Origin of the sequence: Burkholderia sp. MSMB1588, from assembly GCF_001546925.1 — a bacterium.
Lineage (GTDB): Bacteria > Pseudomonadota > Gammaproteobacteria > Burkholderiales > Burkholderiaceae > Burkholderia > Burkholderia humptydooensis.
This window is the reverse complement of the sequence record NZ_LNJS01000001.1, coordinates 3,373,513-3,388,816: the sequence shown is the minus strand read 5'-3', so window position 1 is coordinate 3,388,816 and position 15,304 is coordinate 3,373,513. Positions and strand designations below refer to the sequence as shown.

The following is a 15,304-nucleotide window of genomic DNA, read 5'->3' as shown; positions in this document are numbered from 1 at the left end:
GTCGTCGTCGCGCGTTCGTCGCGCGCGATGCGGGCTATTGTACGAGCGCGGCGACGGCGGAAAAAAATGTGATCGGAGCGGCCGCGGCATCGGACGCGCGCCGCGCATCGCGATGCGGTTGCGGCGCGCGGTTGGGGACGCGTCGCGTGTGGAATGCCGAAGCCGAAGCGGCCGTACGAACCATTTCGTCAATCGGCCGGCGCGTTCGGCCGGGCGTCAACCGAGCGTCAGCCCGCCGTCGACGTGAATCACCTGCCCGGTGACGTGGCGCGCTTCGTCGGAGAGCAGAAACGCGATCAGCGCGGCAACGTCGTCCGGCTCCGCGATGCGGCCGAGCGGCGTCGCCTCGTTCGCGCGCCGCCACGCGGCCGCGTTTGCCTCGCTCGGCCCGCGGTCCTTGCGCGTGTAGCCGGGGGCGACCGCGTTGACCGTCACGTGCCGCGGCGCGAGCTCGGCGGCCGCCGTCTTCACGAGCGATTCGAGCGCGGCCTTCGCGGCGGCTGTCGCCGCGAACGGCATGTCGGCGCGATAGCGGTGCGCGACGAACGAGCTGACCGCGACGATCCGCGCGCGAGACGATCGAACGAGCGCCGGCCGCGCGGCGTCCACGAGCGCCGCGAACGCGCCCGGCATCGCCGCGAACGACGCGGCGAGCGCATCGGGCGCAAGGCCCGCGAGCGGCTGACGCACCGCGTAGCCCGCATTCGCGGCAACGTGATCGAGCGCGCCGAACGCGTCGAGCGTCGCGCCGACGAGCCGCGTAGCCGCGCCGGCACAGGCGAGATCCGCGGCGAACGTCGCGCATGCGGCGCCCGCCGCGCGGCATCGGTCGGCGACGGCGGCGAGCCGCTCGCGCGCGGCTTCGTCAGCGCCGCGCGCGTGCAGCATCAGCGCGACGCCGGGTGCGGCGAGCCTCGCTGCGAGCGCCGCGCCGATCCCCGAGCCCGCGCCCGTGATCAGCGCGACCCGCGCGTGCGCGGCGCTCATGCGGCCACGCGCGCTTCGTCGCGGCGCACGTCGAGCGTCTGCTGATGGAACGACGCGACCGATTCGCGATGCGCGATGCTGACGATCGCCGCCTTCGGCAGCCGTTCGTCGAAGAGCCGGTAGAGGCGCGCCTCGTTGTCCGCGTCGAGCGCGCTCGTCGCCTCGTCGAGGAACAGGTAGTCGGGCTTGTGCAGCAGCACGCGCGCGCCCGCGAGGCGCTGCTGCTCGCCGGGCGACAGGGTGCGCGTCCAGTGGCCCGTCTCGCCGAGCCGCTCGGCGTAGTCGGCGAGACCGCACGCGCGCAACGCGTCGCGGCATGCGTCGTCGCTGAACGCGTCGACGGCCGACGGATACGCGAGCGCCGCCTTCAGCGTGCCGATCGGCAAATAGCTCTGCTGCGGAACGAACATCATCCGCGCGGCGACGGGCGCGTCGATCGCGCCGTCGCCGAACGGCCAGAGGCCCGCGAGCGCGCGCATCAGCGTGCTCTTGCCGGAGCCGGACGGCCCGCGCACGAGCCAGCGCGAGCCGGGCTCGATCGCGACGTCGCCGATCGACGCGAGCGCCGCGCCGTTCGGCAGCGCGAGCTTCAGGCCCGACGTCGTGATCTGCTGCGCGTCGACGTAGTGCAGGTTGATGCCGCCGCGCTCGGTCGCGGGCGACATCGATTCCTTCAGATGCGACGCGCCCATCACGCGCTTGAACTCGCGCAGACGGTTGACGGTCGCGCGCCACTCGGCGAGCGTGCCGTAACTGTTGATGAACCACGAGAACGAATCGCTGACGGTGCCGAACGCGCGGCTGATCTGGATCAGCACGCCGAACGTGAACGCGCCCGCGAAGTAGCGCGGCGCGGCGACCGCGATCGGAAAGAGGCTCGCGAGCTGCGCATAGAAGTTCAGCACGAACGTGAGCCGCTTCGTGTAGCGCATCACGCGCCACCAGTTTTCGCGGATACGCTGGAACAGGTTCTGCTCGTGCGAGGTCTCGACGGGCTCGCCGTTGTAGAACGCGATCTGCTCGGCGTTCTCGCGGATGCGGATCAGGCTGAAGCGGAAGTCCGCCTCGACGCGCTGCTGCTGGTAGTTGATCGACACGAGCGGATGGCCGAAGCGGTGCATCACGTACGAGCCCGCGATCGCGTAGATCATCGCGACCCACACCATGTAGCCGGGGATCGTGATCGCGTGGCCGCCGAGCGAGATCGTCGCCGCGCCGGCGATCGACCAGAGGATCGTCGCGAACGAGATCAGCGTGACGACCGTCGACAGCAGGTCGAGCGACAGCGACAGCGTCGTCGACGCGAGCGACTGCAAGTCATCCGCGATCCGCTGGTCGGGGTTGTCGGCGAGCCGGTCGCGCTCGATCCGGTAGAAGTTGCGATCGCCGAGCCATTCGTTCAGGAAGCGCGTCGTGAGCCACTGCCGCCAGCGGAAGCCGAGCATCTGCCGCAGATACAGGCTGTACACCGCGAGGATGATGAACGCGAACGCGAGCACGGCGAACGTCATCAGCAGGCTCGGGAAGTCGCGCACGTCCTTCGATTGCAGCGCGTTGTAGAACGACGCGCTCCACGAGTTGATCCGCACGTTGATCCACACGAGCGTGAGGTTGATCGCGACGATCGTGACGAGCAGTCCCCACGCGACCTTCCATTCCTCGGAGACCCAGTAGGGCTTGATGAGGCTCCACGTGGAGACCGGGGATCGGGATTGCGTCGGGTCGTCCGGGACGAGGGCGAGGGCTTGCATCGATTGAGTCATGAGCTTCCTGATATGAGGCCGGCAACGCCGGGCCAACGCGCGCGCCGCGCCCGGCGCGTGCGTTCGGCGCCGCGCGCGGCATGCGTGCCGCGGATTCTGGCGAGCATGCCTTAAACGGCGCTTAACGCCGGAAACGGCACTGGCTCGGCGCGCGGCGACGATGTCGCCCATGCGCCGGTTCCAGCGGCATTGTGCCAGCGCCGCCGCGCGGCGGGCGAATTTGCCGCAGCGCGAGGTTTGCGGCCGTTTCCGCTTTTATGGTCTAATGACCGCCGACGAAACAGGGGTGCTTTGCTGCGCGCCCCGGCCTGCCGGATCGGCAGGGCCGGATGCGCGGCGAGGCTGAGAGAGACCCTTCGCACCCGATCCGGGTAATACCGGCGCGGGAAGTTTCCGATCCCGCCGGGCCATGCCCGCCGCCGCCGTTTCGGCGAGCCGCGCGCATCACGGTCCCGGCCGGCCTCAGTCGCCGGTTTCGTCCTTTTGAGTGCGCAACTTCGCGCGTGGCGGAAGGTATCGATGACCGTGCAATCTTCAGTTCTTTTGCGTCGCTGCGAGCCGTCGGCCGCGGCGGCTTCCCCGGCTCCCGCTGCGAGCCGCTCCCCGGTGACGAACACGGCGGACGGATGCGATGAACATGCGTGCGTCTGAACCCGATTTCGCGGTGCTGGGCGGCGGCCTCGTCGGCCGTCTGATCGCGTGGCGCCTCGCGGGCGCGGGGCACCGCGTGTCGCTCTACGAGCGCGGCGACGCGGCGGGCTCGGGCTCGGCCGCGTGGATCGCGGCCGCGATGCTCGCGCCGCTCGCCGAAGCCGCAAGCGCCGAGCGCTTCATCACCGATCTCGGCGTCGCGTCGCTCGATCGGTGGCCGGGCTGGCTCGCCGAGCTGCCGGAGCCCGTGTTCTTCCAGCGCAACGGCACGCTCGTCGTCTGGCACCACGCGGACCGGGCGGAAGCGCCGCTCTTCGAGCGCCGCGTGCGCGCGAATGCGAGCGCCGAGCTGCTCGACGGCGGCCTCGTCACGCTCGCGGGCGCGCAGGTCGACGCGGCCGAGCCGGCGCTCGCCGGACGCTTCGCGCACGGCCTGCTGCTGCCGCGCGAAGGCCAGCTCGACAACCGCCAGGTGCTGCACGCGCTCGCCGCGGGCCTCGCCGAGCGCGGCGTCGACGCGCACTGGAACGTCGCCGTCGCGCCCGACGCCGCGCCTGCCGCGCGCATCACGATCGACTGCCGCGGGCTCGGCGCGAAAGCGCAGATGCCGGCGCTGCGCGGGATCCGCGGCGAAGTCGCGCGCGTGCATGCGCCCGGCATCGGCTTGACGCGCCCGGTGCGGCTGCTGCATCCGCGCTATCCGCTCTACGTCGCGCCGAAGGAGAACGATCTTTACGTGATCGGCGCGACCGAGATCGAAGGCGAGGACATGTCGCCCGTCAGCGTGCGCTCCGCGCTCGAGCTGCTGAGCGCCGCGTTCTCGGTGCATCCGGCGTTCGGCGAAGCGCGTATTCTCGAACTCAATGCGCAGTGCCGGCCGACGCTGCCCGACCATCGTCCGGCGCTCGTCTGGGACGGCGGCGCGACGCTCGCGGTCAACGGCCTGTACCGGCACGGTTTCATGATCGCGCCGGAAATCGCCGATGCCGCGGCCCGCTTCGCGCAGGCGCTCGTCGAGCGCACCGTGAAGGACGCCGACACGTTCGCCGCGTGGCGGTGCGACGCGCGCTGGCCGGCGCTGCTGCAGCACCGGGCGGCGCACGCGAGCGCGTGAGCCGCCCGGCGATCCGGTCAAATCCGATCCATCGACATCGACAGCCATCATGGACATCCAGGTCAACCAACAGACGCTCTCGCTGCCCGACGGCGCGACGCTCGCCGACGCGCTCGCCGCATACGGCGCGCGTCCGCCGTTCGCGGTCGCGGTCAACGGCGCGTTCGTCGCGCGCACGCAGCATGCGGCGCGCGCACTCGCCGCGGGCGACAAGCTCGACATCGTGCATCCGGTCGCGGGCGGCTGACGCGCCGACGCGCGAGCATCGCCCCCGCCCCCGTTTCCACAGGATCTTCCGATGAAGCCTCTTTCTTCCGCCGATACGCTCACGCTGCACGGCCAAACCTTCGCGAGCCGCGTGCTGCTCGGCACGTCGCGCTATCCGTCGCTGCAATCGCTGTCCGATTCGATCGCGGCCGCGCGGCCGGGCATGGTGACGGTCGCGCTGCGGCGCCAGATGAACGCCGGCGGGGCCGAGGCCGGCTTCTTCGACCTGCTCAAGCGCCACGACGTGCCGCTGTTGCCGAACACGGCCGGCTGCCAGACGGTGGCCGAGGCGGTGACGACGGCGCAGATGGCGCGCGAGGTGTTCGGGACCGACTGGATCAAGCTCGAGCTGATCGGCGACGACTACACGTTGCAGCCGGACCCGATCGGCTTGATCGAGGCGGCGACGCTGCTCGTGAAGGACGGCTTCAAGGTGCTGCCGTACTGCACCGAGGATCTCGTGATGGGCCGGCGCCTGCTCGACGCCGGCTGCGAGGCGCTGATGCCGTGGGGCGCGCCGATCGGCACCGGCAAGGGCGTCGTGAACCCGTACGGGCTGCGCGTGCTGCGCGAGCGGCTGCCGGACGTGCCGCTCATCGTCGACGCGGGGCTCGGCGTGCCGTCGCATGCGTGCCAGGTGATGGAGTGGGGCTTCGACGGCGTGCTGCTGAACACGGCCGTGTCGCAGGCGACGCATCCGGAAATCATGGCGCGCGCGTTCGCGCGGGGCGTCGAGGCGGGGCGCGCGGCCTATCTCGCGGGGCCGATGGATGCGCGCGAGAGCGCGCATGCGAGCACGCCCGTCGTCGGCATGCCGTTCTGGCACCAGGACGGGAGCCACGCATGAGCGCCGCGCTGCCCGACGCGTTCTGGCCTCCCGCCGACGAGCTCACCGAAGCCGCCGAGCGGATTCGCGCGACGCTCGGCGTGTGGCCGCGGCCCGATGCGCGCACGCGAATCTGTCTCGCGCCGCCCGAGCATCCGCGTGCGGGCGACCTGTGGGTCGCGACCGCGGGCGAGGCCGGCGCGCACGCCGCGCACCTCGCGCGGCTGACCGCGGCGGGTGCGCAGGCGATCGTCATCGACGACGTGTCGGCGACGCTCCACACGGGCGCGGCGCGCCATGCGCTCGCCTCGCGCGCGCCGCTCGCCGACGACTGGATCGCGGCGCTCGCCGCCTTTCTCGATTGCGGCTTCGCCGCGCCCGACGCGCTCGTGCTCGCGCTCGCGTGGCGCGACGGCGACGAGGCGCGCGGCGACGATCCGTGGCCCGTCGAGCCGGCGCGCTTTCCGCGCGTGCTCGGCGTGCCCGCCGCGCCCGAGCCTGCGTTTGCGCCGTGCCCGCAGCGGCTCGGCCTGTATCCGGTGCTGCCGAGCGCCGAATGGGTCGAGCGCGTGCTCGACTGCGGCGTGCGGACCGTGCAGTTGCGCGTGAAGGACGCGTCGCCCGACGCGCTGCGCGCGGAGGTCGCGCGGGCCGTCGCCGCGGGCCGCCGCCATCCGGACGCGCGCGTGTTCATCAACGATCACTGGCGGCTCGCGCTCGACGCGGGCGCGTACGGCATCCACCTCGGCCAGGAGGATCTGGAGACCGCCGACCTTTGCGCGATCGCGCAGGCGGGCGTGCGGCTCGGCCTGTCGAGCCACGGCTACTACGAAATGCTCGTCGCGCTGCAATTGAAGCCGAGCTACCTCGCGCTCGGCCCGGTGTTCGCGACCGCGACGAAAGCGGTTGCCGCACCGCCGCAGGGCCTCGCGCGGCTCGCGCGCTACGCGCGCTTCGCGGGTCCGCAGGCGCCGCTCGTCGCGATCGGCGGAATCGCCGTGGACACGCTCGGCGCGGTGCTGGCGGCGGGCGTCGGCAGCGCCGCCGTCGTCAGTGCGATCACGGGCGCGGACGATTATCGGGCGGCGATTATTGCAATGCAGCAAAATTTCGCATGATAATTTGACAATCTCTGACTGGAGCGCGTGAGCGGCCTTGACGACATCATTCCGATGCAGGCCCTATAATTCGGCGTTCTGCGTATAAGGATTGTCAGCTCCGTGAGCTCCTCCTCCGAGTCCCTGCTAGAGCTTCGCGACGTCGATTTCGGCTACGGCGAGCGTCTCGTCCTGTCGAACCTGAACATGCGCTTCGCGCGCGGCCGGGTGGTCGCGGTGATGGGCGGTTCCGGCTGCGGCAAGACCACCGTGCTGCGCCTGATCGGCGGGCTCGTGCGCGCGCGCCGCGGCCAGGTGCTGTTCGACGGCGCCGACATCGGCGCGCAGACGCGCGACGGGCTGTACGCGCTGCGCCGCAAGATGGGCATGCTGTTCCAGTTCGGCGCGCTCTTCACCGACATGTCGGTGTTCGACAACGTCGCGTTCGCGCTGCGCGAGCATACCGACCTGCCCGAAGAGCTGATCCGCGATCTCGTGCTGATGAAGCTCAACGCGGTCGGCCTGCGCGGCGCGCGCGACCTGATGCCGTCCGAGGTGTCGGGCGGGATGGCGCGGCGCATCGCGCTCGCGCGCGCGATCGCGCTCGACCCGCAGCTCATCATGTACGACGAGCCGTTCGCGGGCCTCGACCCGATTTCGCTCGGCATCACCGCAAACCTGATCCGCACGCTGAACCACGCGCTCGGCGCGACGTCGATTCTCGTCACGCACGACGTGCCGGAATCGTTCGCGATCGCGGATTACGTGTACTTCCTGGCGAACGGCGGCGTGCTGGCCGAGGGCACGCCCGACGCGCTGCGCGCGTCGACCGATCCGAGCGTGCGCCAGTTCATCGACGGCGCGCCGGACGGCCCGTTCAAATTTCACTACATGAGCCAGCCGCTCGCGGCGGACTTCGGACTTGGCGGAGGGCGCAGATGATCAGCGCGATCGGGCGTTTCGTGATCGGCGGACTCGGGCGCACGGGCTATGCGACCCGGATGTTCTTGCGCGTCGTGCTCGAATTCTTTTCGCTGTTGCGGCGGCCGCGGCTCGTCACGAAGCAGATCCACTTCCTCGGCAATTATTCGTTCGTGATCATCGCCGTGTCGGGCCTGTTCGTCGGCTTCGTGCTCGGCCTGCAGGGCTACTACACGCTGAACCGCTACGGCTCCGAGCAGGCGTTGGGCCTGCTCGTCGCGCTGTCGCTCGTGCGCGAGCTCGGCCCCGTCGTGTCGGCGCTGCTGTTCGCGGGCCGCGCGGGCACGTCGCTCACAGCCGAGATCGGCCTGATGAAGGCGGGCGAGCAACTGACCGCGCTCGAGATGATGGCCGTCGATCCGCTGAAGAACGTGATCGCGCCGCGGATGTGGGCGGGCGTCATCGCGATGCCGCTGCTCGCGGCGATCTTCAGCGCGGTGGGCGTGCTCGGCGGCTACATCGTCGGCGTGCTGCTGATCGGCGTCGATCCCGGCGCGTTCTGGTCGCAGATGCAAGGCGGCGTCGAAGTGTGGGCCGACGTCGGCAACGGCGTGCTCAAGAGCGTCGTGTTCGGCTTCGCCGTCACGTTTATCGCACTGTTTCAGGGTTACGAAGCGAAGCCGACGCCCGAGGGCGTGTCGCACGCGACGACCAAGACTGTCGTGTACGCGTCGCTTGCCGTACTCGGCCTCGATTTCCTGCTGACCGCGTTGATGTTCAGCTAAGCCTTTTCTGGGATGACGATGAAAAAGATTGCTCTCGACTTCTGGGTCGGCCTCTTCGTGGTGCTGGGCTTTCTCGCGTTGCTGTTTCTCGCGCTGAAGGTCGGCAACATGAGCTCGCTGTCGTTTCAGCCGACTTACGCGGTGAAGATGAAGTTCGACAACATCGGCGGCCTGAAGCCGCGCGCGGCCGTCAAGAGCGCGGGCGTCGTGGTCGGGCGGGTGAAGACGATCGGCTTCGACACGAACACCTACCAGGCGCTCGTCACGATCGATCTCGACAAGCAATACCCGTTTCCGAAGGATTCGTCTGCGAAGATCCTGACGTCGGGCCTGCTCGGTGAGCAGTACATCGGCCTCGATCCGGGCGGCGACACGGAAATGCTGAAGGCGGGCGATACGATCACGATGACGCAGTCGGCGATCGTGCTCGAGAACCTGATCGGCCAGTTCCTGTACAGCAAGGCCGCGGACGCGGGCGGCGCGAAGCCGGCCGCCGCCGCATCGGGCGCGCCGGCGCCTGCGCCCGCGCCGGCGGCGTCGGGCGCGGCGGCACAGTGAACGCCGCGCAAGCGGCATACGAGAGCAGAAGCGAGGGGAAGAACATCATGCAGACGATCCGCATCAGCCGCGCGGTGCTGGCGATCTCGGCCGCCGCGGCATTGAGCGGTTGCGCGACGGTCCAGACGCCGACGAAGGGCGATCCGTTCGAAGGCTTCAACCGGACGATGTACACGTTCAACGACAAGGTCGACCAGTACGCGCTCAAGCCGGTCGCGCGCGGCTACCAGTGGGCGGTGCCGCAGCCGATGCGCGACAGCGTGACGAACTTCTTCTCGAACATCGGCGACGTCTACATCGCCGCGAACAACCTCGTGCAGTTGAAGATCGCCGACGGCGTCGGCGACATCATGCGCGTCGTGATCAACACGGTGTTCGGCGTGGGCGGCCTGTTCGACGTCGCGACGCTCGCGAAGCTGCCGAAGCACGCGAACGACTTCGGCGTGACGCTCGGCCACTACGGCGTGCCGAGTGGCCCGTACCTCGTGCTGCCGCTGCTCGGCCCGAGCACGGTGCGCGATACGGCGGGCCTCGCCGTCGACTACGCGGGCAACCCGCTCACCTACGTGCGGCCCGACAGCGTGAGCTGGGGCCTGTTCGGCCTGAACCTCGTGAACACACGCGCGAACCTGCTGGGCGCGGGCGACGTGCTCGAGGCGGCCGCGATCGACAAGTATTCGTTCGTGCGCAATGCGTACCTGCAGCGCCGCCAGGCGCTGATCGGCGGCAGCACGGGCGCGCAGTCGAACCTGCCGGATTACGGCAACGAAGCGCCGCCGCCGAATTACGAGATGCCGGAAGAGGGCGCCGCGGCGCCCGCGAGCGGCGCGGCCGCGGCATCGGCGGCCTCCGGCGCGGCGCCTGCCGCGGCGGGGTCGGGCACGCCGGCAACGGCCTCGGCGCCGAATCCGGGCAGCGCGACCAACGTGCCCGCGCAGCAGGTCGTGCCGCCGTCGCCGGGCGGCATTCGTCTGCCGAGCATCCGGCTGCACTGATCCGGCACTTACATCGGTTACAGCCGGAAACGATTCTGACGGCGGCCGGCGCGAACTTGCGCGGCGGCCGAGGGTTCCAAGTCTGGCATCGACTCACACAAGCAGGTCATACCTATGAAGAAACTGTTCCTGATCCCCGTTTTTGCCGCGCTGTTCTCGTTCGGCGCGGCCGTCGCGCATGCGGAAGTCGACCAGTCGAACCCGCAGGCGCTCATCAAGTCCGCGACGCAGCAGGTGCTCGATGAGGTGCGCGCGCAGACGATCAAGCAGGGCGACACCGCCCGCATCATGACGATCGTCAACAGGGACATCCTGCCGTACACCGATTTCCGCCGCACGACGCAGCTCGCGATGGGCCGCAACTGGCGCACCGCGACGCCCGCCCAGCAGCAGCAGGTGATCGAGCAGTTCAAGCAACTGCTGATCCGCACCTATTCGGGCGCGCTCGCGCAACTGAAGCCGGACCAGCAGATTCAGTACCCGCCGTTCCGCGCCGATGCGGACGCCACCGACGTCGTCGTGCGCACGGTCGCGATGAACAACGGCCAGCCGGTGCAGATCGACTACCGTCTGTACAAGACGACGCAGGGCTGGCGCGTCTATGACCTGAACGTGCTGGGCGCCTGGCTGATCCAGACCTACCAGCAGCAGTTCAGCGAGAAGATCCAGCAAAGCGGCGTCGACGGCCTGATCCAGTTCCTGACCGAGCGCAACCAGCAGCTTGCCTCGGGCAAGCAGGCATCGTGAGCCGCTTCGACTCCGGCGCGACGCTGACCCACGCGAGCGCGAAGGCCGCGCTCGCGCAAGGGCTCGCGCGCATCGACGCGGGCGCGACCGCCGTCGACTGCGGCGCGCTCGCGCAGTTCGATTCGTCGGCGCTCGCGGTGCTGCTCGCGTGGCAGCGCGCCGCGCGGGCGCGCGGGGTGACGCTCGACATCGTCAACCTGCCGCCGAAGCTCGCGAGCCTCGCGCAGGCGTACGGCGTCGATACGCTTCTCTCCGGGCGACATTGACGCCCGCGTCCGGGCTCGCCTGCGGCCGCCGCGCCGTTTGCGAGCCCGCTCCGTTCCGTTGATCGACAGGGCGCGCGCCCGCCGCCAGCCGGGCCGGGCGTGACCGATGCGCGCAAAGCGCGGCTCGACGCATTCGCGGCGCGCGTCGCGCGTCCGGGCGTCGACTCCGGGTTCCCCACGCCGGCCGGCCGGGCCGGTTTGCCCTATAATCAACCGTTTTGCGGGACTGCCGAACGGTCCCCATTTCCCCTTTCGCATCGAGCATAAAGAAGGCGCTGCGGCCGTCGTGCCGCGCTCAGTCATGTCAGCCATAGAAATCCGTCACGTCAAGAAGCGCTACAAGTCGCTTCAGGCGCTCAAGGGCGTCAGCCTGTCGGTCGAGGAAGGCGAGTTTTTCGGTCTGCTCGGCCCGAACGGCGCAGGCAAGACCACACTCATCAGCATTCTCGCCGGCCTCGCGCGCGCCGACGAAGGCACCATCGCGGTGCGCGGCCACGATGTCGTCAAGGATTTCCGGGCGGCGCGGCGCGCGCTCGGCGTCGTCCCGCAGGAACTCGTGTTCGATCCGTTCTTCACGGTGCGCGAGACGCTGCGCATCCAGTCCGGCTACTTCGGGCTGCACCGCAACGACGACTGGATCGACGAAGTGATGGCGAACCTCGATCTTACCGACAAGGCCGACGCGAACATGCGCGCGCTGTCGGGCGGGATGAAGCGGCGCGTGCTCGTCGCGCAGGCGCTCGTGCACCGGCCGCCCGTGATCGTGCTCGACGAGCCGACGGCGGGCGTCGACGTCGAACTGCGCCAGACGCTGTGGAAGTTCATCTCGCGACTCAACCGCGAAGGCCACACGATCGTGCTGACCACCCACTATCTCGAGGAAGCCGAATCGCTCTGCGACCGCATCGCGATGCTCCGGCGCGGCGAAGTCGTCGCGCTCGACCGCACGCGCACGCTGCTGCAGCGTTTCTCGGGGCTGCAACTGTTCGTGCGGCTGTCGCGCGGCGCGCTGCCCGCCGAGCTGCGCGCGCTCGAGGCCGAGCCCGCGCCCGCCGCGGCGCCCGAGCATCTGCTGCGGATCACCGATTACGACGAGGTCGAGCGGATTCTGTCGCTATGCCGCGCGGCCGGCTGCGGCTTCGACGAGATCGAGATCCGCAAGGCCGATCTGGAGGATGTGTTCGTGCAGGTGATGAACGGCGCCGATGTGATCGAGGGGTTGGCATGAGCGGGTTTCGCACGCTGTTCTACAAGGAAATCCTGCGGTTCTGGAAGGTGTCGTTCCAGACGGTGCTCGCGCCCGTCGTCACCGCGCTCCTCTATCTGACGATCTTCGGGCACGCGCTGACGGGCCGCGTCGACGTGTATCCGGGCGTCGAGTACGTGAGCTTCCTCGTGCCCGGCCTCGTGATGATGAGCGTGCTGCAGAACGCGTTCGCGAACAGCTCGTCGTCGCTGATCCAGTCGAAGATCACGGGCAATCTCGTGTTCATGCTGCTGCCGCCGCTGTCGCACGCGGACATCTTCGGCGCTTACGTGCTCGCGTCCGTCGTGCGCGGGCTCGCGGTCGGCGCGGGCGTGTTCGTCGTCACGATCTGGTTCATTCCGATGAGCTTCGCCGCGCCCGTCTACATCGTCGCGTTCGCGCTGTTCGGCTCGGCGATCCTCGGCACGCTCGGCCTGATCGCCGGGATCTGGGCCGAGAAGTTCGATCAGCTCGCCGCGTTCCAGAACTTCCTCATCATGCCGCTCACGTTCCTGTCGGGCGTGTTCTATTCGACGCATTCGCTGCCGCCCGTGTGGCGCGAGGTGTCGCGGCTCAACCCGTTCTTCTACATGATCGACGGCTTCCGCTACGGGTTCTTCGGCATTGCCGACGTGAATCCGCTCGCGAGCCTTTCGGTCGTCGCCGGCTTCTTCGTGCTGCTCGCGCTGATCGCGATGCGGCTCCTCGCCACCGGCTACAAACTGCGTCATTGATATGAAACGACGGCCGCGCGCCGCGTCGCCGCGCGCGCCGGGCGGCCCCGCGCGTACTGACAGGAGCATTTCATGTTGCCGACTCCCGAACTGGTCAAGCAATACATCGAGGCGGGCCTTGCCTGCACGCATCTGGAAGTCGAAGGCGACGGCCAGCATTTCTTCGCGACGATCGTGTCGCCCGCGTTCGAGGGCAAGCGGCCGATCCAGCGGCATCAGCTCGTCTACGCGGCGCTCGGCGATCGCATGAAGCAGGAAATCCACGCGCTCAGCATGAAGACGCTGACGCCCGCCGAATGGCAGAACGCATAAACGGAAACAGTCAGTGCAAGTCACCGTCAACGAACGCGACGCCGTCGAGCGCGTCGCCACGGCAACCCCGGCCGGCAATCGGGAAGCGCACGCGCATGGCACGGACAAGCTCGCGATCGACGGCGGCCGGCGCCTCGCCGGCGAGATCGCCGTGTCGGGCGCGAAGAACGCCGCGCTGCCGATCCTCTGCGCGGGCCTGCTGAGCGCCGAGCCCGTGCGCCTCGATAACGTGCCGAACCTGAAGGACGTGCGCACGACGCTCGCGCTGCTCGGCCAGATGGGCATGCGCGAGGAGACGGACGGCGCGCGCGTCGTGCTCGACGCATCGCGCGTCGACAATCCGGTTGCGCCGTACGAGCTCGTGAAGACGATGCGCGCGTCGATCCTCGTGCTCGGCCCGCTGCTCGCGCGCTTCGGCTACGCGAGGGTGTCGCTGCCGGGCGGCTGCGCGATCGGCGCGCGGCCCGTCGACCAGCACATCAAGGGCCTGCAGGCGATGGGCGCCGAGATCCACATCGAGCACGGCTACATCGAGGCGCGCGCGAAGCGCCTTGCGGGCGCGCGCATCGTCACCGACATGATCACCGTGACGGGCACCGAGAACCTGCTGATGGCGGCGACGCTCGCCGACGGCGAGACGGTGATCGAGAACGCCGCGCGCGAGCCGGAAGTGACGGACCTCGCGCATCTGCTCGTCGCGATGGGCGCGAAGATCGACGGCATCGGCACCGACCGGCTCGTGATCCAGGGCGTCGAGCGCCTGCACGGCGCGACGCACGCGGTGATTCCCGACCGGATCGAGGCGGGCACGTTCCTGTGCGCGGTCGCGGCGGCGGGCGGCGACGTGACGCTGACGGGCATGCGCGCGCACATCCTCGACGCGGTGATCGACAAGCTGCGCGAAGCAGGCGCGACGATCGACGAAGGCATCGACACGCTGCGCGTGCGGATGGACCGCCGGCCGAGCGCGGTCGCGATCCGCACGTCCGAATACCCGGCGTTTCCGACCGACATGCAGGCGCAGTTCATGGCGCTGAACGCGGTCGCGCAGGGCGCCGCGCACGTGACCGAGACGATCTTCGAGAACCGCTTCATGCACGTGCAGGAGCTGAACCGCCTCGGCGCGAACATCGCGGTCGACGGCAACACGGCGCTCGTCACAGGCGTGCCGACGCTCTCGGGCGCGAGCGTGATGGCGACCGACCTGCGCGCGTCGGCGAGCCTCGTGATCGCCGGCCTTTGCGCGGAAGGCGAGACGCTCGTCGACCGCATCTATCATTTGGACCGCGGCTACGACCGGATGGAGACGAAGCTGACGGCCGTCGGCGCGAACGTGCGCCGCATTTCAGGGAGCGAAGCATGACCGCACCGCTGACGCTGGCGTTGTCGAAAGGGCGTATCTTCGAGGAAACCGTGCCGCTCCTCGCGGCGGCGGGCGTGACGGTCGCCGAGGACCCGGAGACCTCGCGCAAGCTGATCCTGCCGACCACCGATCCGAACCTGCGCGTGATCGTCGTGCGCGCGACCGACGTGCCGACCTATGTCGAGTACGGCGCGGCCGATTTCGGCGTCGCCGGCAAGGACGTGCTGCTCGAGCACGGCGGCGGCGGGCTGTATCAGCCGATCGATCTGAACATTGCGCGCTGCCGGATGTCGGTCGCGGTGCCCGCGGGCTTCGATTACGCGAACGCGGTGCGCCAGGGCGCGCGGCTGCGCGTCGCGACGAAGTACGTCGAAACGGCGCGCGAGCACTTCGCCGCGAAGGGCGTGCACGTCGACCTGATCAAGCTGTACGGCTCGATGGAGCTTGCGCCGCTCGTCGGCCTGGCCGACGCGATCGTCGACCTCGTCAGCTCGGGCGGCACGCTGAAGGCGAACAATCTGGTCGAGGTCGAGGAGATCATGCCGATCTCGTCACGCCTCGTCGTGAACCAGGCCGCGCTGAAGCTGAAGCGCGCCGCGCTGAAGCCGTTCCTCGACGCGTTCGAACGCGCGTCGCAGCGTAGCGGCGCTTGACCCAGACGGTTTTCGGCGC

General features: G+C 69.5%; 17 protein-coding genes and 1 riboswitch. Of the genes, 15 read left to right on the top strand and 2 right to left on the bottom strand.

Features of this window, described 5'->3' with window-relative positions:
- Positions 1-216: 216 nt before the first annotated feature.
- Together WS92_RS27210 and WS92_RS27205 are read right to left on the bottom strand one after the other, a co-directional pair.
- Positions 217-987, bottom strand: coding sequence for an SDR family NAD(P)-dependent oxidoreductase (locus WS92_RS27210; RefSeq protein WP_059929049.1), 771 nt, complete (start codon positions 985-987; stop codon positions 217-219).
- Positions 984-2,750, bottom strand: a complete 1,767-nt coding sequence (locus tag WS92_RS27205) for an ABC transporter ATP-binding protein/permease (protein ID WP_015601742.1) — start codon at positions 2,748-2,750, stop codon at positions 984-986. The genes WS92_RS27210 and WS92_RS27205 overlap by 4 nt, the downstream gene beginning before the upstream one ends.
- 272 nt (positions 2,751-3,022) lie before the next feature.
- Positions 3,023-3,156: riboswitch (TPP riboswitch) on the top strand.
- A 225-nt stretch (positions 3,157-3,381) separates the two neighbouring features.
- Between WS92_RS27205 and WS92_RS27200 the strand changes: the two genes are divergently transcribed.
- From WS92_RS27200 to hisG, 15 genes are all read left to right on the top strand, one after another.
- Complete coding sequence (locus WS92_RS27200) at positions 3,382-4,515, top strand: FAD-dependent oxidoreductase (RefSeq protein ID WP_059929047.1); 1,134 nt, start codon at positions 3,382-3,384, stop codon at positions 4,513-4,515.
- A gap of 49 nt (positions 4,516-4,564) precedes the next feature.
- Positions 4,565-4,762, top strand: coding sequence for a sulfur carrier protein ThiS (gene thiS / locus WS92_RS27195; RefSeq protein WP_015601118.1), 198 nt, complete (start codon positions 4,565-4,567; stop codon positions 4,760-4,762).
- A gap of 51 nt (positions 4,763-4,813) precedes the next feature.
- Positions 4,814-5,629: a thiazole synthase gene (locus WS92_RS27190; RefSeq protein ID WP_006029338.1), complete on the top strand. Its 816-nt coding sequence runs from the start codon at positions 4,814-4,816 to the stop codon at positions 5,627-5,629.
- Positions 5,626-6,726: a thiamine phosphate synthase gene (gene thiE, locus WS92_RS35295; RefSeq protein WP_141668091.1), complete on the top strand. Its 1,101-nt coding sequence runs from the start codon at positions 5,626-5,628 to the stop codon at positions 6,724-6,726. Before WS92_RS27190 ends, thiE begins: the two co-directional genes overlap by 4 nt.
- Before the next feature lie 102 nt (positions 6,727-6,828).
- Positions 6,829-7,647: an ABC transporter ATP-binding protein gene (locus WS92_RS27180; RefSeq protein WP_006029340.1), complete on the top strand. Its 819-nt coding sequence runs from the start codon at positions 6,829-6,831 to the stop codon at positions 7,645-7,647.
- Complete coding sequence (mlaE, locus tag WS92_RS27175; protein ID WP_006029341.1) at positions 7,644-8,411, top strand: lipid asymmetry maintenance ABC transporter permease subunit MlaE; 768 nt, start codon at positions 7,644-7,646, stop codon at positions 8,409-8,411. Before WS92_RS27180 ends, mlaE begins: the two co-directional genes overlap by 4 nt.
- Positions 8,412-8,423: 12 nt before the next feature.
- Entirely contained in the window at positions 8,424-8,969 is a 546-nt protein-coding gene (gene mlaD / locus WS92_RS27170; RefSeq protein ID WP_041861565.1) for an outer membrane lipid asymmetry maintenance protein MlaD, read from the top strand.
- A 47-nt stretch (positions 8,970-9,016) separates the two neighbouring features.
- Positions 9,017-9,964, top strand: coding sequence for an MlaA family lipoprotein (locus WS92_RS27165; protein WP_015601666.1), 948 nt, complete (start codon positions 9,017-9,019; stop codon positions 9,962-9,964).
- A 114-nt stretch (positions 9,965-10,078) separates the two neighbouring features.
- Entirely contained in the window at positions 10,079-10,711 is a 633-nt protein-coding gene (locus WS92_RS27160) for an MlaC/ttg2D family ABC transporter substrate-binding protein (RefSeq protein ID WP_015602206.1), read from the top strand.
- Positions 10,708-10,977: an STAS domain-containing protein gene (locus tag WS92_RS27155; protein ID WP_006029345.1), complete on the top strand. Its 270-nt coding sequence runs from the start codon at positions 10,708-10,710 to the stop codon at positions 10,975-10,977. Before WS92_RS27160 ends, WS92_RS27155 begins: the two co-directional genes overlap by 4 nt.
- Positions 10,978-11,278: 301 nt before the next feature.
- Positions 11,279-12,205: an ABC transporter ATP-binding protein gene (locus WS92_RS27150; RefSeq protein WP_015601785.1), complete on the top strand. Its 927-nt coding sequence runs from the start codon at positions 11,279-11,281 to the stop codon at positions 12,203-12,205.
- Positions 12,202-12,957 carry an ABC transporter permease gene (locus tag WS92_RS27145; protein WP_006029347.1) on the top strand — a complete coding sequence of 252 codons (756 nt, stop codon included), beginning with the start codon at positions 12,202-12,204 and terminating at the stop codon, positions 12,955-12,957. The genes WS92_RS27150 and WS92_RS27145 overlap by 4 nt, the downstream gene beginning before the upstream one ends.
- Positions 12,958-13,029: 72 nt before the next feature.
- Positions 13,030-13,269, top strand: a complete 240-nt coding sequence (locus tag WS92_RS27140; protein ID WP_006029348.1) for a BolA family protein — start codon at positions 13,030-13,032, stop codon at positions 13,267-13,269.
- Positions 13,270-13,282: 13 nt separating this feature from the next.
- A complete protein-coding gene (gene murA, locus WS92_RS27135; RefSeq protein WP_015602075.1) occupies positions 13,283-14,632 on the top strand; it encodes a UDP-N-acetylglucosamine 1-carboxyvinyltransferase in 1,350 nt (449 codons plus the stop codon).
- Positions 14,629-15,285 (top strand): ATP phosphoribosyltransferase, encoded by a 657-nt coding sequence (gene hisG / locus WS92_RS27130; RefSeq protein ID WP_006029350.1) that lies wholly within the window; start codon positions 14,629-14,631, stop codon positions 15,283-15,285. The genes murA and hisG overlap by 4 nt, the downstream gene beginning before the upstream one ends.
- Positions 15,286-15,304 lie beyond the last annotated feature (19 nt).